16 protein-coding genes are annotated in these 20,199 nt (G+C 39.6%); 8 read left to right on the forward strand and 8 right to left on the reverse strand.

The window, feature by feature from the left end:
• Positions 1 to 102 precede the first annotated feature (102 nt).
• Positions 103 to 1,764, reverse strand: a complete 1,662-nt coding sequence (ettA, locus tag AC2SLL_RS05000; RefSeq protein WP_486530576.1) for an energy-dependent translational throttle protein EttA — start codon at positions 1,762 to 1,764, stop codon at positions 103 to 105.
• Between the two features lie 492 nt (positions 1,765 to 2,256).
• On the opposite strand from ettA, the gene AC2SLL_RS05005 reads away from it, so the two are divergent.
• From AC2SLL_RS05005 to AC2SLL_RS05015, 3 genes are all read left to right on the forward strand, one after another.
• Complete coding sequence (locus tag AC2SLL_RS05005; RefSeq protein WP_486530577.1) at positions 2,257 to 2,541, forward strand: GNAT family N-acetyltransferase; 285 nt, start codon at positions 2,257 to 2,259, stop codon at positions 2,539 to 2,541.
• 272 nt (positions 2,542 to 2,813) lie between these two features.
• Positions 2,814 to 3,107, forward strand: coding sequence for a 4a-hydroxytetrahydrobiopterin dehydratase (locus tag AC2SLL_RS05010; RefSeq protein WP_486530578.1), 294 nt, complete (start codon positions 2,814 to 2,816; stop codon positions 3,105 to 3,107).
• 301 nt (positions 3,108 to 3,408) lie between these two features.
• Positions 3,409 to 4,116, forward strand: a complete 708-nt coding sequence (locus AC2SLL_RS05015) for a metal-dependent hydrolase (RefSeq protein WP_486530579.1) — start codon at positions 3,409 to 3,411, stop codon at positions 4,114 to 4,116.
• 31 nt (positions 4,117 to 4,147) lie between these two features.
• Here AC2SLL_RS05015 and AC2SLL_RS05020 read toward each other — a convergent pair whose 3' ends face one another.
• The gene (locus tag AC2SLL_RS05020) at positions 4,148 to 5,494 is read right to left on the reverse strand and encodes an Lnb N-terminal periplasmic domain-containing protein (RefSeq protein ID WP_486530580.1); all 1,347 of its coding nucleotides are present in this window, start codon (positions 5,492 to 5,494) and stop codon (positions 4,148 to 4,150) included.
• Positions 5,495 to 5,756: 262 nt separating this feature from the next.
• Here AC2SLL_RS05020 and AC2SLL_RS05025 point away from each other — a divergent pair, with 262 nt between their 5' ends.
• Complete coding sequence (locus AC2SLL_RS05025) at positions 5,757 to 6,650, forward strand: CBS domain-containing protein (protein ID WP_486530581.1); 894 nt, start codon at positions 5,757 to 5,759, stop codon at positions 6,648 to 6,650.
• A gap of 372 nt (positions 6,651 to 7,022) precedes the next feature.
• Here the strand turns inward: AC2SLL_RS05025 and AC2SLL_RS05030 are convergent, their stop codons facing one another.
• Both AC2SLL_RS05030 and AC2SLL_RS05035 read right to left on the reverse strand, forming a co-directional pair.
• Positions 7,023 to 8,759, reverse strand: a complete 1,737-nt coding sequence (locus tag AC2SLL_RS05030; protein WP_486530582.1) for a choice-of-anchor I family protein — start codon at positions 8,757 to 8,759, stop codon at positions 7,023 to 7,025.
• Between the two features lie 393 nt (positions 8,760 to 9,152).
• Positions 9,153 to 9,734: a hypothetical protein gene (locus tag AC2SLL_RS05035; RefSeq protein WP_486530583.1), complete on the reverse strand. Its 582-nt coding sequence runs from the start codon at positions 9,732 to 9,734 to the stop codon at positions 9,153 to 9,155.
• A gap of 314 nt (positions 9,735 to 10,048) precedes the next feature.
• Here AC2SLL_RS05035 and argA point away from each other — a divergent pair, with 314 nt between their 5' ends.
• On the forward strand, positions 10,049 to 11,377 hold the full coding sequence (gene argA, locus AC2SLL_RS05040; RefSeq protein WP_486530584.1) for an amino-acid N-acetyltransferase: 1,329 nt from the start codon (positions 10,049 to 10,051) through the stop codon (positions 11,375 to 11,377).
• Between the two features lie 265 nt (positions 11,378 to 11,642).
• Here the strand turns inward: argA and bamJ are convergent, their stop codons facing one another.
• Complete coding sequence (bamJ, locus tag AC2SLL_RS05045) at positions 11,643 to 12,392, reverse strand: BamJ family beta-barrel-assembly machinery protein (RefSeq protein ID WP_486530585.1); 750 nt, start codon at positions 12,390 to 12,392, stop codon at positions 11,643 to 11,645.
• Positions 12,393 to 13,180: 788 nt separating this feature from the next.
• Between bamJ and AC2SLL_RS05050 the strand changes: the two genes are divergently transcribed.
• Both AC2SLL_RS05050 and AC2SLL_RS05055 read left to right on the forward strand, forming a co-directional pair.
• On the forward strand, positions 13,181 to 14,731 hold the full coding sequence (locus AC2SLL_RS05050; protein WP_486530586.1) for a mechanosensitive ion channel: 1,551 nt from the start codon (positions 13,181 to 13,183) through the stop codon (positions 14,729 to 14,731).
• Positions 14,732 to 15,036: 305 nt separating this feature from the next.
• On the forward strand, positions 15,037 to 15,738 hold the full coding sequence (locus AC2SLL_RS05055; RefSeq protein ID WP_486530587.1) for an SDR family NAD(P)-dependent oxidoreductase: 702 nt from the start codon (positions 15,037 to 15,039) through the stop codon (positions 15,736 to 15,738).
• Between the two features lie 120 nt (positions 15,739 to 15,858).
• On the opposite strand, the gene AC2SLL_RS05060 is transcribed toward AC2SLL_RS05055, so the two are convergent.
• From AC2SLL_RS05060 to AC2SLL_RS05070, 3 genes are all read right to left on the reverse strand, one after another.
• Positions 15,859 to 16,518, reverse strand: coding sequence for a lysophospholipid acyltransferase family protein (locus tag AC2SLL_RS05060; RefSeq protein WP_486530588.1), 660 nt, complete (start codon positions 16,516 to 16,518; stop codon positions 15,859 to 15,861).
• 66 nt (positions 16,519 to 16,584) lie between these two features.
• Entirely contained in the window at positions 16,585 to 18,474 is a 1,890-nt protein-coding gene (gene parE, locus AC2SLL_RS05065; RefSeq protein WP_486530589.1) for a DNA topoisomerase IV subunit B, read from the reverse strand.
• Between the two features lie 232 nt (positions 18,475 to 18,706).
• Entirely contained in the window at positions 18,707 to 19,405 is a 699-nt protein-coding gene (locus tag AC2SLL_RS05070) for a YqiA/YcfP family alpha/beta fold hydrolase (RefSeq protein ID WP_486530590.1), read from the reverse strand.
• 346 nt (positions 19,406 to 19,751) lie between these two features.
• On the opposite strand from AC2SLL_RS05070, the gene AC2SLL_RS05075 reads away from it, so the two are divergent.
• On the forward strand, positions 19,752 to 20,012 hold the full coding sequence (locus tag AC2SLL_RS05075; RefSeq protein WP_486530591.1) for a DUF1289 domain-containing protein: 261 nt from the start codon (positions 19,752 to 19,754) through the stop codon (positions 20,010 to 20,012).
• The last annotated feature ends 187 nt before the right edge of the window (positions 20,013 to 20,199 follow it).

Here is a 20,199-nt window from a genome sequence, read left to right on the forward strand (position 1 = left end):
TAAGTTGTGGTGTTGGATATCGTTGAATGTTATTTAAATTAAACCTTAAATAAAAAACGGCATAACTCGAAGATTATGCCGTTTTTAATACTACTCGATAAATTAAGTCGCAATTTTCTTATATTTCATCCTTTTAGGACCGGCATCATCGCCTAAGATTTTCTTACGGTACGTCTCATACTCAGAGTAATTGCCGTCATACCAAACTGGACCTTCTGGTTCAAAAGCGAGGATATGGGTCGCAATACGATCAAGGAACCAGCGGTCATGCGACACAACCAATACCGAACCTGGGAACACTTGAATCGCATCCTCAAGCGCACGTAGCGTCTCTACATCCAAATCGTTTGATGGCTCATCGAGTAAGATAACGTTAGCACCCTGCTTTAAAGTTTTGGCAAGCTGCAAACGGTTACGTTCACCACCAGACAAGTTGCCAACTAGCTTCTGCTGGTCTTGTCCCTTAAAGTTAAAACGACCAATATACGCACGGCTTGGCGTTTCATAATCACCCACTTTAATGATATCTAAGCCGTCTGATACTTCCTCCCACACGGTTTTGCTATCATCTAAATTATCACGTACCTGACCAACATAAGCCACACTGACACTCTCGCCAAGCTCAACCGACCCTGTATCTGGCTCATCCTTACCCGTCATCATATTAAATAATGTGGTTTTACCTGCACCATTTGGTCCAATAATACCAACGATAGCCGCAGGCGGTACATTAAAGCTTAAGTTTTCATAAAGCAGACGTCCATCAAAAGATTTTGAGATATCATTAACCTCAATCACTTTATTACCTAAACGAGGGCCAGGTGGAATATAAATTTCAGCCGTTTCGTTACGTTCTTGGAACTCTTTTGAGTTAAGCTCCTCAAAGCGTTGCACACGCGATTTAGACTTAGCTTGCTGACCTTTTTGGTTTTTACGAATCCAATCAAGCTCTCTTTTAAGCGCTTTAGCAAACGACTCCTCTTGCTTTTGCTGCTCTTCTAAGCGTTTGTTTTTCTGTTCTAGCCACTGTGTATAGTTACCTTCATACGGATAACCATGACCACGATCAAGCTCTAATATCCACTCAGCAACATTATCTAAGAAGTATCTATCATGGGTAATGGCGACGATAGTACCGCTGTAATTTTGTAAGAACTGCTCAAGCCACGCTACTGACTCTGCATCCAGATGGTTAGTTGGCTCGTCAAGCAGTAGCATATCTGGTCGAGATAGCAATAGACGACACAGTGCCACACGACGTTTTTCTCCACCAGAAAGTTTGCTAACATCAGCATCCCAAGGTGGTAGACGTAGTGCATCAGCCGCTTTCTCTAGCTTAGTATTTAGATTATGTGCGTCCCATGCCTGAATAATGTCTTCCATTTTGCCTTGTTCTTCGGCTAACTTGTCGAAGTCTGCATCAGGCGCAGCATATTCTGCATAAATTTCATCAAGGCGAGCAAGCGCATCAAGTGCCTCACGCATGCCATCTTCTACATTACCGCGCACATCTTTGCTATTATCAAGCTGGGGCTCTTGCGGTAAATAGCCAACCTTAGTACCCGGCTGGGCACGGGCTTCACCGCTGTAATCGGTATCTACTCCCGCCATAATGCGCAGTAAGGTGGATTTACCTGCACCATTTATACCCAGCACACCAATTTTGGCACCAGGGAAGAAAGAAAGATTAATATTTTTTAGAATTTCACGCTTAGGTGGAACAAGTTTTGACACGTTGTTCATCGTGTAGATATATTGCGCCATTAAGACTCCATTACTCTAGTTTCAGTAGCCAGATTTTCTGTACTATTTGCAGTTATAAAATTAAAAACAATTGATGGCTGCATTATCGCATACTTAGCCTCATCTTATCATCTCCACTTGATGGCTTATTTCCAATTAATACGTTAATACGAGCTGCCTAACAATCACAGATTAGACCCACTACACTGCTAGCATAAAACTGTACTGGTTCTGAATAAGCGGCGAGGTAATCTGGATAAGCTATGGGATCCATAGTGATAACGATTGAGCTATAAAAGAAAATGCGATAGCAATAGAACAAACACCCTCATTCCTATCATATCTTTGTGATAAAGTAGTACAAATTAATACCATAACACGTAAAAATCAAACACTTAAATGAGTGTTAAGAGTAGATAATATGAGTATTAATTGACTGGTATAAGTTTATTGCTTAATACTCCGACCAGTCATTGATTATAATATATAAAGAATATATAAAGGAATCTGCACATGAAAGAACACGTTAACATTACCCACAACACTGAGGCAAAGCGATTTGAAACTACTATAGACGGGCACACGGGTTACATCAGCTATCAGGACCAAGGGGACACTTTAGTATACGACCACACTATTGTTCCAAAAGAACTTGGCGGTAAAGGCGTTGGTTCGGCACTGGTTAAGCATGCTTTAGATTTTGCTCAAGCGGAAAACAAAAAGGTAATCCCAGCCTGCTCCTTTGTAGAGTCTTATATTAAGCGCCATCCCGAGTACCAAGATTTAGTGCATTCATAGCACATCCAAAAATTAAAATAGCAAAAAACGAGTTCAAGCCCTAAGTTCAAGCCCTAGAAGCTATAGTCAAAGAAGTCTAAAATGGTTACAAGGCAACCGAGTGCAAGTACTACTGCAGTAGGCTTAACGAGGTTAACGCCGTAACCGTTTAGTAGTTCGCTGACTATACCATCGCTACAATTAGTAGGCTCAGTGAGGTTGATACTGCTAATTTATTTTTTGGTAAAATCGCAATACCCCATTCTAAATATTTTTATCTATTAGGAGAGTTTATGAGTCATCTTACTGACGCTCAAGTTGCCCTACAATTAGACGAGTTGCCAGGCTGGACAAAGGATGGCCAGTACATTATCAAAACTTATGAGTTTGGGAGTTTTGTAGAAGCCATTAGCTTTATGACTCAAGTTGCTTTTCATGCTGAGGAGATAGAGCACCATCCTGAGTGGACTAACGTATATAATAAAGTGCACGTTCGACTAACTACACATGATGTGAGCGGTATTAGCAGCCATGATATTCGCTTAGCCAAACGAATGGAACACATATTTAAACCCAGAGATGTTTAGATATTTAGATCCATAGATATTTGAACCTAATTGAGTCTGCCTTTACAAACACACAACCTACTACTAAAGCCAAAAACTTAAGTAGTGAGAAAAACCAGTGGAAGCCCTACAAATATCATGGTGTGTTTGATAAATCAATTATGGCTACGACTATGGCTCATAGGGTTTACCCCTCCTACTATATTTTCATTTTCAAAAAAGGTATAACTTACCGTTACGGACAGTTGTTAAGCGCTTAAGCCTGTAGTATGCTTCGAATCGCAAAAATCAATGCGATTGGATATTAATAGGTAAAATAGTTGTGGCAAATTTCAATACACACCTCACTGGTGGCTTTTCTATCAGTGGGGTTCTAGGATTAGTGGCTTATAAAGCAGGACTGGTCAACGCTAACGAATTTTTACTATGCGTGCTTGCCGGCACTGCTGGTGGGCTGCTTCCCGATATTGATTCTGATAATTCAACACCTATCAACATAGGCTTTGACTTGATGTCACTTGCCTTAGCGTTTACCTTAACTATCCAATGGCGAAGTTCACTGTCTTTAGTGTCTATGTTGGCATTGTGGATATCAGGCTATGCCTTAATTCGCTATGGTGTTTTTTACATATTTACCCGTCTAACGACCCACCGAGGTATCATTCATTCTGTTCCTTACATGGCTGTGATGGCATTGGCCCTAGTGTGCATTAACTATTATTTTTTGGAGAGCTCTTCTATTGTCAGCTGGCTGTATGGTTTATTCTTAATGATTGGTACTTTAGTTCATTTGGGACTAGATGAAGCTTACAGTGTCGATTTATTAAACAGACGTCTGAAACACTCATCTGGCACTGCCTTTAAATTTTATAAGGACAGCCAGCGTTTTCACTATCTAGGCTTGTACGCCATATTGGTTCTATTTATAACAGTATCACCACCATTTGACCCTTTTTGGCGCAAGCTAACTGATCCCATCACATGGTGGTTATTAAAAGAAGCGTTATTTCCCGCCCTATTAGTAAGCTAATTTATCTCATTAATAGAGTTGTTGTGAGTGCTTATTGTCTACCAGCGCTGAGATTGGTTTCCCTCCTATCATGTGATTTACTGACGAAAGTGCTAAATATTGGCACGGGAAGATTCTGGCGGATTAATTGTGAATATACATAAGAAGTATTGTTTTCGGCAAAACTTAACTCGGCTACTTTCGGATTAATATAGGCATGTTGATACCACTCTTCCACCGTCCAGTGCTCTGCCACATAATTATCTTTTACATCATTGGTCTCGTTTGCTTCTTGATCACTACTGGATAAAAGACCCATATCAAAGAGATAGTTGGGCAAATAGCCAGACATCCATATACGGTAATCTATAGGCAAGCGTCCTCCGCTTACTTGTCTCGCCATTTCAAACACCACGTTGGTACAGTTACTGGTCAAGGTGTTGTACCACTGTGGCTGACGTTGCAGTGTCTCTGCTCTGTTTAAGTAAGATTCAAATAAGCCACGCACTTCATTAATTGTCACACCACGAATCGGAAAAATATATACGTGCTCACCACGCACATTCGAGCGTGTATATAAGATATCCCGCTCCTCTGCGGCGATAAGGCTCATTTCAAACTGACGAAAAAATCCAGCTAACGCTGAAAAAGACTCTCCATTTTCTTTGCGTATCTCCACTGAAAAAGTAAGCGGACGCTCATCAATAAACCGAAAACTTATCAAAGTATGTGCAACTTCTGGGCCCATCCAATATGAGTTAATCACATCCAAACCACTAAGCTTACTCATATCAATCGTTCGACTATGCCAGCGCTCTTCTACTACCTCAATACCCTGTGCATCATCTGCAAGTTTTTTGTAGCTAGGTATCTCGCTTTGCACACTCACATTAACGCCGTCGGAGCGTTTCCAACTAAAGTCTCGCACATTGTGTAGCGTGACAATATCCGGATTGGTATCATCTCGAGTTACGCTTAATGCGCGAGCCACTTGCGGCTGCCACATTCTGTCCTGCTTAGCAGGCAACAGCACAAACCAAGTTGCCGCGGCCAGCCATAAGGCAGCATAGCCAAGTAATACACGCACCCAATAAGGGTGTCGGCGCATAAAACCCAATAACGTGATGGTGGCGGCTGAGAAAGCAACTGTACCAAATACCACTTTAAACAAGGGATAGTCGGCAAAATGAAACCACATGATAAAACCAAGCCACAATGCTGATAGTAACAAGCTTAGGAATATGAAGGTTTTAATGATGTAAGCGCTTATTACACTCAGTATAGACTGTTGATTTAGAGCACTGTCTAATACCTCATGGTGCTGGCAGGGTAGTTTATTTTTTAACCTTCTTAACCTAACTTTTGAGCCACTTTGTGAGTTTTTCGAGTTTTTTGACATAGAGACCTTTTGTGCAGCGTTTAAAGCTAAATAGCCATTAATGCTTGTGAATATAACAAATTATTTGTTATAACATTGAAAATTTCACACCTATTAATATGCTAAAACCAGCCTACAGCAACAAATAATGCCCTAGCTACAGCCTGTATAACGATATCTCACACTGACGATACAAAATATTCTGCTTAACCGTTGAATATAAAACCACCTTGGGATAAAGTGAAAATAATTTTGGTAACAATACGAGGTTAATGACTTTCTCATGTCTGATGACAATTCCAGTACAGCCAGTTGGTCAATGCCCGGATTAAAGCGCTGGCTAAATACCGCCCCCGAAACTCGCGATGAACTGATTAAATTAGTGCAGGATTCTCATAAATTTTTAGAGCCTGATACTGTCGATATGCTTGAAGGTGTATTAGATCTACCCGCCACCCCAGTGCGTGAGATTATGACCCCACGCCCGCAAGTAGAGGGGGTACATGAGAACGATAGCTTGGCTGATATCATGGACATGATTTTAGAGACCAGCCATTCACGATATCCTGTTTTTGATAGCCAAGACGATGATGCTGTTATCGGGATTTTACTGGCAAAAGACCTTCTACCGCTTTTGGTTAATTTAATCCGCCAAGGTCAAGACACCATTAACTCATTCCGTTTAAAGTCCATAGTACGCCAACCTTTATATATTAGCGAGACCGCCCGATCAGACACTTTACTCCGTTCACTACAGCGTACCCAAGTGCACATGGCCGTGGTCGTTGATGACTTCGGTAATATGGTGGGTGTGGTAACCATGGAAGATCTGCTTGAGGAGATTGTGGGCGACATTGTTGATGAACACGACGACATTGTGGAAGACAGTGACTTAAATAATATTGTTCCTCATGAAGAAAAGGCTAATACATGGGTCGTTCAGGCATCTACACTCATTGAAGATTGCAACGAAGAGCTAAACACCCCGTTTGATGATACTGACGTAGATACCATGGGTGGACTTGTGATGCAGGCACTTGGCGATGTTGGGGGAGATTTAGAGGGAGAAACCGTCACTATTGATGGTTGGCTCATCTCTATCATAGATGTAGAAGGTAGGTTTATTAAGGTGCTAGAGTTAACGCCTGTTAATACAGCCATACCCCACGATAAGTAGGCATAAGGTAGCCTTATTATACGTTTATGATTAGGCTATATGGTATGGGTGTCGTTGATTATTCGGTATTATCCTCTAGCTAAAAGCTTATGGCGACTCTAATAATTTATGGCGACTTAACCGCAGTGAGCATGTTCGACGATGATACACAAGAGTATCGTCAAACATGCTCATCATCAAACTGTCATTGCTAAATATCGCCAAACCAATTTAAACTGACGATAAGGAAGCCAAACGCAGACTCGTTATAAAGTACTAGGTTGGCAAGATAATGGTAACTCAGTCATAATTTAATATCGTGCTGACGCAACAGCAATTACGAAATAAGTTTACGGGTCATACTCATTATCGACCTTCTTAAGGTTCAATCCATTACTCAGAAAAGTCCAGCTCAAATACGACTGAACTTCCACTAACCTCAAACCCCACCAATAATAATGGCTTACCAGATGGCGAGTTATCCGCTGAGATGAATGTTAACCCTTCTGGACCCAAATCGCCATCTACATCAGCTGCTAATACTCCCTCTTTTGCAGCAGCAAGCTTGTCATCATCAAACGTGCGTGTATTTACCTCACCTAAAAACTTAACATCAGTTGGGTCAGTGACATCAAAGGCCATCACGCTAGAAATACGCTCAAGCCCTATGAAAGCAATGGTCTGTGAACCAACCTGACCCACTGTAACACCTTCTGGTTCGACACCTTTATTATCACTACGGTTATCAAAGCTATTTTTATCATTACTTGCGTTAAAGTTATCGGGATACTTGTCAGCGGTGTACATTGCCATAAAGCTGCCACTATCGTAGACAGGCGTACTTAAGTCATCAGTATCCCAAATACTAAATGAACGTGCACCAAAACTATATAGGTTCTCATAAACACCATCACCATTGCTATCGCCCATAGATGCTGAGAATTTGATTTTACCTAAAGCTTTTTTATCGCCACATTCTAAGTTGTGACAAGCCATCACATTAAATTTAGCAGGATCAACCTGTACATCATTAAAGCCTATTTCCTCTCCAAAATTACCCCATTCGCGGGCATCACCTTCATTGGCGGTGATGAGATAGTTTTTACCATTGATAGCATAAGTGGCTATCGAATCAGGCATATACATCCCCATTATCGGCCATGTGGTAATGTTAATTGCATCATCTTTATTACTTACATCCAGCGCATTACCTTGAATCGAATGATCTTTTGCACCTAACGGCTCAATGGCTGCGACGGTAGCGCTTACAATATCCACAACCGCTATGGCATTATTTTCTTGCAAACTCACATAGGCGGTTTTGCTGTCGCTATCGACAGCAATATACTCTGGCTCTAAGTCTTCAGCGACTGTACTCAACGTACCATCGGCTTTTTTACCAAAAATACGTACGCCTGCATCAAGCAGCGATTGTTTTTGGCTATTAAAGTCTGTAAATGTGGCAGTTTTAACAATTGGGTTGTTGATATCCATGATGTTAATAACACTAATAGAACCTTCGGCATCTACCACATAATCGTCATCAGGCTCACCTTCATTAGCCACTATTAGATAATTACCATCTGGCGTAAAAGTAACCATATCTGGCAATGCACCCACTTTCAGACTGTTTAGGCGTTTTAACGTGTTGGCATCATAAATGACCACATAGCCATTGTCTGTTTTTACGTCTGCTTGCACCGCAATTGCCATTACATCACCAAACACCGCCACACTGTTCACTGTACTACCAACGTCTGATACATCCAATGACTGGATAAGTGTTGGTGTCGTTATATCTGACAAATCAAGCACATCGACTTTTCCATTCTGTGCGTTAACCACAAACCCACGTTTACTGAGAGGATGAAAAGCGGTAATTTCTGCGGCAGACTCATCAAAAGCCCCATGAACATAACTACCAGTTTTGGTAAAGGTCACACTTTTATAGTTGGTAGGCGCAATAACATCTGGTCTTGGATTGTCATTCACATCAACTGCCGTGTTTGAGTCACTACCACAGCCCGATAAAACCATTACTGAAGAGACAAGACCTAAAAGCAGCGTAGACTTCATCAGTTTATAATGTTGTGTTTTATCAGTCGGGTTGGATACTGAGCAGTTTCTCATGGATTGACCTTTTGAATCGAAATGAGCATGAATGTACACAAAGTATCTGGTCAGATTATCTAAACTTTGTTAAACCTTGATGACATTCGCCTATTTAGTAACTATTTACGAAAAGCTTAATAGTACAAAGCTTATAGTCGTCAAACTTAGCGAGTTGAACCCAGGTATCAAATTAATATCATACAAAAGCCCACTATCTTAATAAAGACAGTGGGCTTCGTAAAAATGAGCTTACTAAAAAGGATTTAATACAAATATTGGGCTATTCAACAATTGATTAATACAGCATCAAAGTACGCTTTCATTCGCTTACTTTAGCCCCTTTTTTATTCCCTTTATAGACACTATTACAGGGGCTTTAAAAGCATCACATTAATCTAACTAAATTACTAACTAACGGACTACCGTACGATATTTAACGACGGCTGTTTCATTAATACCTAGTGCTTCAAGTGTCCAGCGTAAATGTTTATAGTATTCCAGTGGTAAATCTTGTACTTGACCATTTATACGTGTACGTAACGGTGTACGACTAAACGTATTACCATCAATACTGGCAAAAGCATTCTTAGGTGAGATATCGCCTAGCAGTTTAACCTGATCAGGGATGCTCATTGTGACCGTCATAGAGCGCATACGATCCGCACTGCTATTGGTAATATAGGTATGATATTCAATGACATTGCCCTGACGTAGACGTGTACTTGAATCAATTGGCATCAATGTTGGGTTGCCTTGAGCATCTGTACTGACTAACGCAGCTACCGTTTTTGTCGAAACATTTGCTGCTTCGGATCTGGTACCATCTTCCACCATCTGTGCATTACTGGCGCTTGTTGGATTGTCTAATTCTGGTTCTGGAGTTGGCAATATTGCCTGTGCACTCATACTGACACCACATGCCAGCACCATTAATGCCCGACCTGTTAATTTTGAAGCAACCTTTGACGTGCTAAAGACATCTAATGCTTTCATAAAGCTTTATTCCTTATTATATTTAAAATGATCAATAAATTTTATCTACGCGTTTCAAGTTGTGCAAATGAACTATAGTCAAACTATTTTAATAAGCCACTTAAAAATGGTTAACCATACAATTATTCATAATAATCACATTTGCGAAGAATAAATATCAAATATTGGTTGATAGTATGCAATAAAATTAATAAATTATCTGTATTAAGTCCGTTTAACTGTCTTTACTGGTAAAATAAAGATAGCTCAACATGGCATTTTTTGCTATCGTAAAAGCGTTACCTTCTCTTCTTAAAGCCTAATTTGATGTTTATATGATTGATACTGCTATGCCACAAACTACAACCGACTATGTTCATTGGTTTCGCAACTCTGCTCCCTATATTAATACCCATCGAGGCAAAACATTTGTCATCATGTTTGGCGGTGAAGCTGTCAACCATCCTAATTTCAAAAATTTAATTCACGACTTTGCGCTACTGCATAGTTTAGGGATTAAACTGGTACTGGTACATGGAGCACGGCCTCAAATTCAGAAAAACCTCGAAAAACAAGGGCTAAACTTAGAATCTCCGCTTCATAACGACATTCGAGTTACCCCTCGCGAGGCACTGCCTTGTATTTTAGAGGCAGTCGGCGCTATTCGCCTTCAAATCGAAGCTCAGCTTTCTATGGGGCTTGCTAACTCACCTATGTACGGGTCACGTATTGATGCCGTATCTGGTAACTTTGTTACCGCAAGACCTTACGGTGTTCGAGACGGTGTCGATTATCAAATGACAGGGGAAGTCCGCTCAATCGATGTAGAAGCAATAAGAAACAACCTATTGCATAACCATATGGTCATCTTAGGCTCTATGGGTTACTCTGCAACCGGCGAAGTATTTAATCTATTAGGCGAAGACGTTGCTTTAAATGCCGCTGTTGCTTTAAATGCAGATAAACTCATATTCTTAGGTAGTGAGGATGGCATTAATGAAGAAGGTCGCCTACTGCACGCCATGATACCAAATGAGGTGGATCGCTTCTTGCGCGACCGTGATTTAGATCGTGAAATATACTATTTTTTACACTGTGCAAGTCAGGCGTGTCGCCAAGGCATTCATCGTACTCACATCATATCCTATGCTAAAGATGGCGCCTTGCTTGAAGAGCTATTTACACGAGATGGTTCAGGGACATTAATTAGTCACGACCCATATGAAGAAATTCGGCGTGCAACTATCGATGATATCGTTGGACTTATTGAGCTACTTAGCCCGCTTGAGCAACAAGGTATCTTAGTACAACGTTCACAAGAACGTCTAGAGCAGGAAATAGATAGCTATAGTGTCATTGAGCGAGATGGTATGGTATTAGGATGTGCTGCATTGTACCCTCTAGATAATGACTCTGCAGAGGTAGCCTCAATAGCCATACATCCTGACTACCGAAATGGTAGCCGTGGCGCAGATTTACTGGCTTTTTTAGAACAACAAGCCCGCAGTCATGGCCGTCACACTCTTTTTGCATTAACCACACGCACCTCACATTGGTTTATTGAACAAGGGTTCGAAGAAGTTTCAGCCGATACTTTACCTGAGCCTCGCCGTACTGCATATCACAATGGGCGAAACTCAAAAGTTTTCAGAAAAAATCTTTGACACTTACCCCATTCATAGTAAAAAAAGCCTTGCATCACTAAATGCAGGGCTTATTTAATACTAACTTTCTCAATTTTGAACTTTACTAACCCGAATTGATTAATGTAGCTTTAATGATTCTACATCCATACTCTGTAGTGAAACATCTTAAAGTGACTACCCTAAAAAATAAAATAGATAGAGAAACAAAGTAAATCAACCCTTTCTAAAATGAGGCAGTTTTGAGAACAAGATGCTAATCTTAATTGATTACTTAGCCTTTAACTTACTGTTTTGGCATTTCAGGATTAACTTCCAACATCTCTACTTTGAAAATCAACGTACTGTTCGGATCAATAGCAGGATTGCCTGTTTCACCATAGGCTAAATCAGAAGGGATATAAAGTTCATACTCCCCGCCTTCTTTCATTAAACCCAAGCCCTCAGCAAATCCAGGTATCATTTGTTGAACTGCAAATATAGCCGGCTCTTCACGTTCATATGAGCTATCAAAAACAGTACCATCAATAAGCTTACCCTCGTAGTTAACTTTTACCATATCGTTTTCACTAACTGCTTTACCGGTACCTGCTTTAATGACTTTGTACTGTAAACCAGACTCTGTGGTTTTAACCCCTTCTTTTTTAGCATTCTCAGCGAGAAACTTTTGACCTTCATCTTTGTTAGCAGCCGCTTTTTCTTGCATCTTCTCCATCATCTCGATTTGTTTCTTTTCTTGGTAAGTAGTAACCACTTCTTGCATTTGTTCTTCAGTCAGTGCGGCTTCTTTGTCAGCATAAGCATCACGAAATCCCAGTTCAAAAGTATCAAGATTAAGGTCATCAACTATGTCTTTATTGCCTTTAGCCATCATATAGCCAATGCTATAGCCGACTTTTTCAAGCTCACTACTTTGCTCGTTAACCGTGGACACTGAACCCGCTTTCTCAGCTTTATTACCATTATTAGCACAACCAACTACTAGAACACTTATTAAAGCAACTGAAAGAACTTTAGGGGCTATGAATTTTTTCATGTACAAAATCTCTTTTTAATTAAAATAAGGTAATTTAAATCAACTATCGTAAATTGATTGCATTCATTAAATAATCTAGTGATTATTACAAGTTTGCAGTAAACATAATTAATAATAAATGATTGTCTGGTAAGTACACTAGATAATTCTCTTAAAAACGCGGTAGATAGTTTTAGATCACACTCAATAGTTAAGCATATTAATAAAAAATTAATAAATACTACTTAAACTTATAATAGTTGAAATATAATAGTTCAAATGCATAAACTTATAATGACTCGATAGTGGATAGTACCAAAATAGATATTAGATAACCACTACAGTAGGTTAACTGATAAATTTAATGTATATATTTTGTTAAAAATTTAAGCTAATGTAACAACTTTATACACTTATTAAGCAATAATTAATGTTTAGGTGTTTATTATTGGGAATTAATCCGCTAGAGTGTCGTTATAAACTATCTGTTACTCGGGTACTAGTCATTATCAATGCCATTGATACTTATTTAGATTGATTGGTACCGCCAATTTAAATATTAAGCCATATCGTTTAAACCAGCCTACGCTATAAAACGCTAACTTAACTATTTGAATTGCAGAGGTTATCACTGATAAAAACTATAGATGTACGAGAAAGAATATTTCTAGTTTGTTGCTTCAATTTGCTATTATATAAGTAGTTCTTCACAGGTTTAGCATCAATCTAGAATTTGGATTTCTTATAAATCGAATTTTAATCATCAAGTTTTTGTACTTATTACATGTACTTATTACAGGAGAAACAACATGGACAACATGTTTGTTTGGTTTAATAACAATCTTGGTGGGCCAATAGGTTCAATTATTGCCGCCGTACTTGTTTTCGTTATTGGTTGGTTAGTTGCAATGGCTTTAGGCGGTGTTGTTCGTAACCTGCTTTCTCGTATGAATCTAAACCAACGTATGAACTCATCAACGGGTAAAACATACGACATCGAAAATATCATTTCAAAGGTGGTATTTTGGTTTGTTTTCTTAATGGCCATATCTGGGGCATTGAGCATGTTGAGCTTAAATGCTATATCTGCACCGTTTGCCAACATGATTGACGGTGTACTGTCGTTTATACCCACTTTGATTGGTGCTGTAATAGTCGGTGTGATTGGTTGGGTAGTAGCGACTGTTGCTCGTACAGCAATTAATGCTGCTTTATCAAAAACATCACTTGATGAAAAGTTAAGCGCGGAAGCTGGCGTTCAGCCAATGAGCGGTACTATCGCTGATATGGTTTACTGGGTAATCTTGTTATTTGTTTTAGTGATAGTATTGGGCAAATTAGAGTTAGATGGGTTATTTGCACCTCTAACCAACATGCTAAATAAAGCCATTAGTTTCTTACCTAATATCTTTATGGCTGGCGTTGTCTTCTTTGTGGGCCTAATAGTTGCTAAAATCATTCGTGGTATTGTTACCAACATGGTCGCCAGCTTAAATCTTCAAGGGTTTGCAGAAAAAGCAGGCATTAGTAACAACCGTGAAAATAGCCTACCTAATATTGCAGGCTCGCTTGCGTTCTTAATGATCATTATCCCAACGACTATTATCTCGTTGGACACCTTAAATATTGAAGTCATTTCTCGTCCAGCTACCAATATGCTGAACAAGATTATGAACGCATTGCCTAATATCTTTACGGCAGCCGCTATATTAATCATTACCTACTTTATCATGAAGATGGTAGCTAACGTGATCAAAGGTTTATTAGAGAACACAACTGTTAATGCCCTGCCTGCTAAAGTTGGCTTACAAAGCGCATTGGGTACTACTAAAGTATCAGACCTTGTGGGCTATGCTATTATTTTCTTTGCCATGTTGTTCGCTGCTATTCTTGCGGCTGACTTATTAGGTTTTGAACAGATCAGTGCCATTATTACTATGTTTATAGCCTTTGGTGCAGACATTATTTTAGGTGCGATTATTCTGTTCATTGGTTTCTGGCTAGCTAATATTATTGCAGGTGTGGTTGAACGCTCTGATAAAGGCTCTCAATTCCTAGCAAATATTGTACGTGTCCTTATCATGGGTCTAGTACTTGCAATGGGCCTTAAAGCAATGGGTATTGCTGATTCAATTGTTAACCTTGCTTTTGGCCTTACATTGGGTGCGGTTGCGGTTGCTTTTGCTCTATCCTTTGGTCTTGGTGGTCAAGAAGCTGCCGCTCGTTTCTTGCGCAAAATGCAAGATAAATGCGATGCTGAAGAAAAGAAACCAGTTGTTAAATCTGAAGAAACGTTACCACTGTCAACAACAGGTACTTTACCTTCTGATGACACGTTTAACTCTGATAACAACTTATAACTGAACTCTATAATTGGCTGTTTGCTCAGTGTGTATCTTTTAAAGTGATATACTCAGTTAGCTTCAGAAAGGTAGCCTTAGGGCTGCCTTTTTTAGTAGGTCAATTTTATATACCTAATAGATTATAGGCCTTAATAAGTGTATACCTATACGAATCTGCCAATGTCTATGAAAGGTCTATGAAAGTTTACGTAATTTTTACCGCTTATCATTGTCATACCCTCTATTATTATCAAAATCTGCTATTGTCAAAATCAGAGATAATGAACTATATTTATAGCTAAGCACTCACAAGGATATTACCTATGAAACGATTCAAAGATAAAATAGTCATTATTGCAGGAGCGGATTCTGCAATTGGACACGCAACTGCCTTAAGATTTGCCTTTGAAGGGGCGATTGTGATTTTAGTAGGTCTAGATAGAGACTTTATGGAAAATACAGCAGAACAACTTCCTGTTGATACGACTTGGATACATGCTGAGCCCCATCTGACAATCACATGTGATATTAACGAGATAAGCCAGCTTCAAGCTTTAGTCGAACATGTGATTAAAAAATATGAAAAAATTGATGTACTAGTTAACTTGAATAGTAATTTTGACGTCTGTCAAGTAACTCTACCAGAGCTTATTAAGTCAAAAGGAACTATCGTCAGCGTTCCCTCACTATCAAGTATGATAAATGACTGGAATATGGCTACTTATAATGAAGCTATTAATAGCGTATCCAACCTAACCCAGTCTTTAGCGAGAGAAAATGGAGCGTACGGTGTTCGGGTAAATGCGGTTAGTCCAAGTGTGACTCTTGAGGACATGCGTTCCCATGATCCCAGTGCGGACGACAAAATCCAAAGATTTTTAGCTCGAAGCCCATTAGGTAGATTAGCGAATTCTGAGGATATTGCTGCGGCTGTAACTTTCTTAGCCAGTGAAGATGCAGATATAATTACTGGTGTGACTTTACCTGTGGATGGTGGCGTGAGTATTAACCACTCAACGCTGTAAATCAAACTTAGAATTGCTGAAAAAAGCATTTTTACGACTGAAAGACCTTACCTGAGCAAGCATTTATTCATAAAATATTTTAATCAGATTTTACCTTGCTTAAGCTGTCTTACCTATATCCTACAAGTTTATATCCTGCAAAGGCTTTGACAGCCTTTCTGGATGTTTTGGTACAACTCCTTTATACTGTTTTACTATTTTAGCTAAATCCGCATCTATATTGCCAGTTGGTTCTAAAGGGGGCATAAACCGTACTTCTTTCGTCTTATAGTCCATAGCCACTGGAATAATAGGAACATTCGCTCCTTCAGCAATGTAGTAAAAACCAGTTTTCCATTTATCAGTATACTCTCTCGTTCCTTCAGGCGCCAATCCTAAATACAGCGCCTCGCTAGAGTTAAAACGATCAATACTGGCCTGTAAAACAGTACCTTGCTTACCGCGATTTATTGCGATAATACCTGCCCATTTAAAAAACGTGGAGAGAACCGGATATTTAAACAAGCTCTCTTTGCCTAAAAGCTTAATGTCAAGATCAAGCCCTAAAACCAGCGGAATGGTGTAAACACCATCAAAATTTGATGTGTGTGGCAGACAAATTAATACAGCCTTTGGCACATTAGGAATAGATCCTACTACTTTCCAGCCCATTAACTTAAAAATAAATCGTCCAATAGGGGGTGCTATTATCCCGCCACGTCGAGGAACCTTCTCTCCGATAGATTTATAGGTTATTACTTGTTTTCTGTTAACTACTGTAGCGTCTGATAGCTTAGGCATTACCCTTTATTCCCACGGTTGACTTTACTCTATACAGCCCTAAATTTAATGACTAAGGCTTGATAATCACACCATAATTTCGGCCAAATCGCCTTTACTTTCAAGCCATGACTTACGGTCTGAAGCACGCTTCTTAGCAAGTAGCATATCCATCATACTATTGGTTAGCTGCATATCATCCATATCCAGTTGTACTAGCCTACGCGTATCAGGGCTCATCGTTGTTTCACGTAGCTGCTCAGCACTCATCTCACCCAACCCTTTAAATCGAGTGATTTGGGCTTTTTTATTGCCTGTTATATTCGCTAAAATATGTTCAAGCTCACTCTCATCAAGGGCATAGTGCACTTCTTTGCCAATATCAATACGATAAAGTGGCGGCATTGCTACAAATAAGTGACCTGAGTCCACAATGGCTGGAAAGTGTTTGACGAATAGCGCACAAATAAGGGTGGCAATGTGCAACCCATCTGAGTCAGCATCCGCTAAGATACAAATTTTATCATAGCGCAGTTCGGACAAATCATCTGAAACTGGATCAACACCAATTGCAATCGCTATATCATGAATTTCACGACTCGAAAGTACCGTATCGGGTGATACTTCCCAAGTATTTAAAATCTTACCCCGTAATGGCAATATTGCCTGAAAATGGCGATCTCGAGCTTGTTTAGCACTTCCGCCAGCTGAATCGCCTTCAACCAAAAACAGCTCTGCGCCATCTCGGACGCCGCCTCGACAATCCGCTAATTTTCCAGGGAGTGCAGGACCTTGAGTGATTTTTTTACGTGCTACTTTTTTAGAAGACTTAAGTCGTCTACCTGCTTTCGATATCGCCATTTCCGCAATCTGTGTGCCCAATTCTGCATTCTGGTTTAACCATAGGCTAAACGCATCTTTCGCTTGAGCCTGCACAGCAGCGGCGGCTTCTCTACTAGACAATCGCTCTTTAGTTTGCCCGGAAAATTGAGGCTCACTAAACTTTAGTGAAAGAATGTAATTAACCCCATCCCAAACATCCTCACCTGTAAGTTTGACATTGCGAGGCAATAAGTTATGAATATCACAAAACTCACGTAACGCCTCTAAAATACCAGTGCGAAACCCATTAACATGCGTACCACCTTGCGCGGTCGGGATAAGATTGACATAACTTTCTTGGATGGGCGTACCACCCTCAGGCAGCCAAGACAAGGCAAAAGTAACGCCTGCTCGCTCCCCTTTTTTAGCGTCATAAGTATAATAAAATGGCTCTGGTGGCAAGGTTTCTAAGCCATCAAGCTGCTCATTTAAATATTCCACAACCCCATCAGAAAACTGCCAAATTACTTTATCATTATTAATATCATCAACAAATTCAATGGACAAGCCTGCCGACAGGACAGCCTTCGCTTTTAAGTTATGTTTTAACTGTTTAATACTAAACTTGGGCGAATCAAAAAAAGACCCATCCACCCAAAACCTTACTTTGGTGCCCCTTTTGCGCTTATTTGAACTGACAGACTCTACTAAATCAGTTGTTGGCACACCATTTTCGAAAGTAATATCAAATTGAGATCCTTCCCGCCAGACAGTGACTTCTACACGCTTTGAAAGTGCATTCACAACAGAGATACCAACACCATGAAGTCCACCTGACACTTGATAGTTATCTGTTGTAAACTTACCTCCTGCATGTAGACGAGTGAGAATCAACTCAATACCAGTTTGACCAAACTCCGGATGGATATCTGTAGGCATCCCCCGACCATCATCTTCAACAGACAACGATCCATCTTTATAAAGTTGCACTTTAATTGATTTTGCATAACCTGCAAGTGCCTCATCAACAGAGTTATCAATGACTTCTTGTGCAAGATGGTTGGGTCTTGTCGTATCGGTATACATACCTGGACGACGACGAACTGGTTCAAGCCCTTCTAAGACTTCAAGATTTTGGGTGGTGTACTGACTCACTATTATTATCCTTAGGCCTATACTCCGCGAGCTGAGATGCAGCTTTGCTTTCAAACTCGCTCTAAGTATCTGACGGTATCACTAGTCGATAGATTTTACTCGGATTGGTCTTATCTATTTATCTGTTAACCAACACAACTGGGTCTGCGTTCTATTTGAGCGTTTATTATACCCAATCTGGTTACTATTATTGGGATTGAATTTTAGATTACGACACACAGTGTCGTTTGAATTATCTATTTATCAAACCCTCATTGTTCATTAGCGGTGCTAAATGCTCAAAAATTAAAGGAAGCTGTTCTGCAAAATCCGTCATGCGATGGTCTCCCCCTTTTTGTACGATAACCTTAGCGCCTTGCTCGCTATAAAAATCAACGGCAATTTTTGAGTTGAGTAACTCATCATTTTCTTTAATAACCACAAGCACTTTTTCAGGATACATCAAGCTGTCAAGCTTATGCTCATTGAACCATTGTATATCTGCATAAGTCATATCCCAGCCACCAGATGTCTGATAAATAACAGTATGGGCATTTTTATTATCTGACTTTGACTTTATATCAGGATCAAAATCAGGCTCTGCAAATGAACCTAAATCTGAATCTAAACGCAGCTCATGGCTATCTATAAATCTTTTTAAACTCAGGTGAGGTTGGGTGCTAGGGTTCAATAATACTGCCGGAGTTCCCGTCTTATTGCTAATTAAACTGGCAAAATAACCACCCAGTGAACTGCCCATAAATAAGATATCTTTACCTTCTCTATCTTTCACATAATTGCATAATTTTTTTAATACCTTTGCGGGGGCTACGTTTAAATCAGGACGTAACACATCAACATTAGGGTAATAACTTTTGCAAAACTGCTCTAGCAACTGTCCTTTAACGGACTGAGCAGAGCTGTCCAACCCATGGATGTATATAATTTTCATGGTATATTCCTATATCAATATCTATAGCCAAGGTGTTCTAGGTTCGCTACAAGGCCTCGGTTCCCAGAGAATATCCTGATTATAGCATTAAGGATATTTATGGAGATTGACAATATATAGTCCGTCCAATGTTAAACTACTACATTGGTATTCTTACTAGCAGTATTATCGTCACTAGCCATACCACTGTATAGCTTGCACTTGGATTCGTTTGTAGGCAGTTTATATTGCTGTGACTGTAGGAGCTTTCAATTCCTACAACTATATCTTAACAAACACACTTAGTAAGGTTATCATGAAAAAAACCATGATAAAATCAATCAAATTATGACGCCTTATTCTCTCTATGCCTAATCAAATTGAACTCTTCGAGATTGAAAACCCATGCATTGGCGTCTGTCAAAGCAATAAAAAGGGCTATTGTTTTGGATGCCTACGTCATCGTACGGAAAGACAGTTATGGCTAAAGATGAGCAATGAGGAAAAACGAGAGGTTTTAAGACTTATTGTTGGCCGAAAAAGAAGGGTTGAACAAATGCGCATGCGCCAAAAAGATCAAATGGATTTAGATTTTGAAGAAAATTGGGAAATGGGAGAGTTATTTTGAGTCTGTTCAAGTGAACTGACCGAAAAATAAGCGTTTTTTAACACTCTCCCCATCTGGTTTGTGCTTATGAATAACTATCAATGACTTAAACAGTTATTACCTTTGTTGCCAGTATACTAACCCTACTGCAAAGGCTAATTTCTAAGCAGAAATCAATAGTAGATTCAATATTATAAATAAACCATGT

The sequence above is a fragment of the Psychrobacter sp. CX97 genome (assembly GCF_057396285.1).

Coding starts and splice junctions, on each gene's coding strand:
- ettA (WP_486530576.1), bottom strand. CDS start 1,764: ATGGCGCAATATATCTACACGATGAACAACGTGTCAAAACTTGTTCCA.
- AC2SLL_RS05010 (WP_486530578.1), top strand. CDS start 2,814: ATGAGTCATCTTACTGACGCTCAAGTTGCCCTACAATTAGACGAGTTG.
- AC2SLL_RS05005 (WP_486530577.1), top strand. CDS start 2,257: ATGAAAGAACACGTTAACATTACCCACAACACTGAGGCAAAGCGATTT.
- AC2SLL_RS05070 (WP_486530590.1), bottom strand. CDS start 19,405: ATGAAAATTATATACATCCATGGGTTGGACAGCTCTGCTCAGTCCGTT.
- bamJ (WP_486530585.1), bottom strand. CDS start 12,392: ATGAAAAAATTCATAGCCCCTAAAGTTCTTTCAGTTGCTTTAATAAGT.
- AC2SLL_RS05020 (WP_486530580.1), bottom strand. CDS start 5,494: ATGTCAAAAAACTCGAAAAACTCACAAAGTGGCTCAAAAGTTAGGTTA.
- AC2SLL_RS05035 (WP_486530583.1), bottom strand. CDS start 9,734: ATGAAAGCATTAGATGTCTTTAGCACGTCAAAGGTTGCTTCAAAATTA.
- AC2SLL_RS05060 (WP_486530588.1), bottom strand. CDS start 16,518: ATGCCTAAGCTATCAGACGCTACAGTAGTTAACAGAAAACAAGTAATA.
- AC2SLL_RS05025 (WP_486530581.1), top strand. CDS start 5,757: ATGTCTGATGACAATTCCAGTACAGCCAGTTGGTCAATGCCCGGATTA.
- AC2SLL_RS05030 (WP_486530582.1), bottom strand. CDS start 8,759: ATGAGAAACTGCTCAGTATCCAACCCGACTGATAAAACACAACATTAT.
- AC2SLL_RS05075 (WP_486530591.1), top strand. CDS start 19,752: ATGCCTAATCAAATTGAACTCTTCGAGATTGAAAACCCATGCATTGGC.
- argA (WP_486530584.1), top strand. CDS start 10,049: ATGATTGATACTGCTATGCCACAAACTACAACCGACTATGTTCATTGG.
- AC2SLL_RS05050 (WP_486530586.1), top strand. CDS start 13,181: ATGGACAACATGTTTGTTTGGTTTAATAACAATCTTGGTGGGCCAATA.
- AC2SLL_RS05055 (WP_486530587.1), top strand. CDS start 15,037: ATGAAACGATTCAAAGATAAAATAGTCATTATTGCAGGAGCGGATTCT.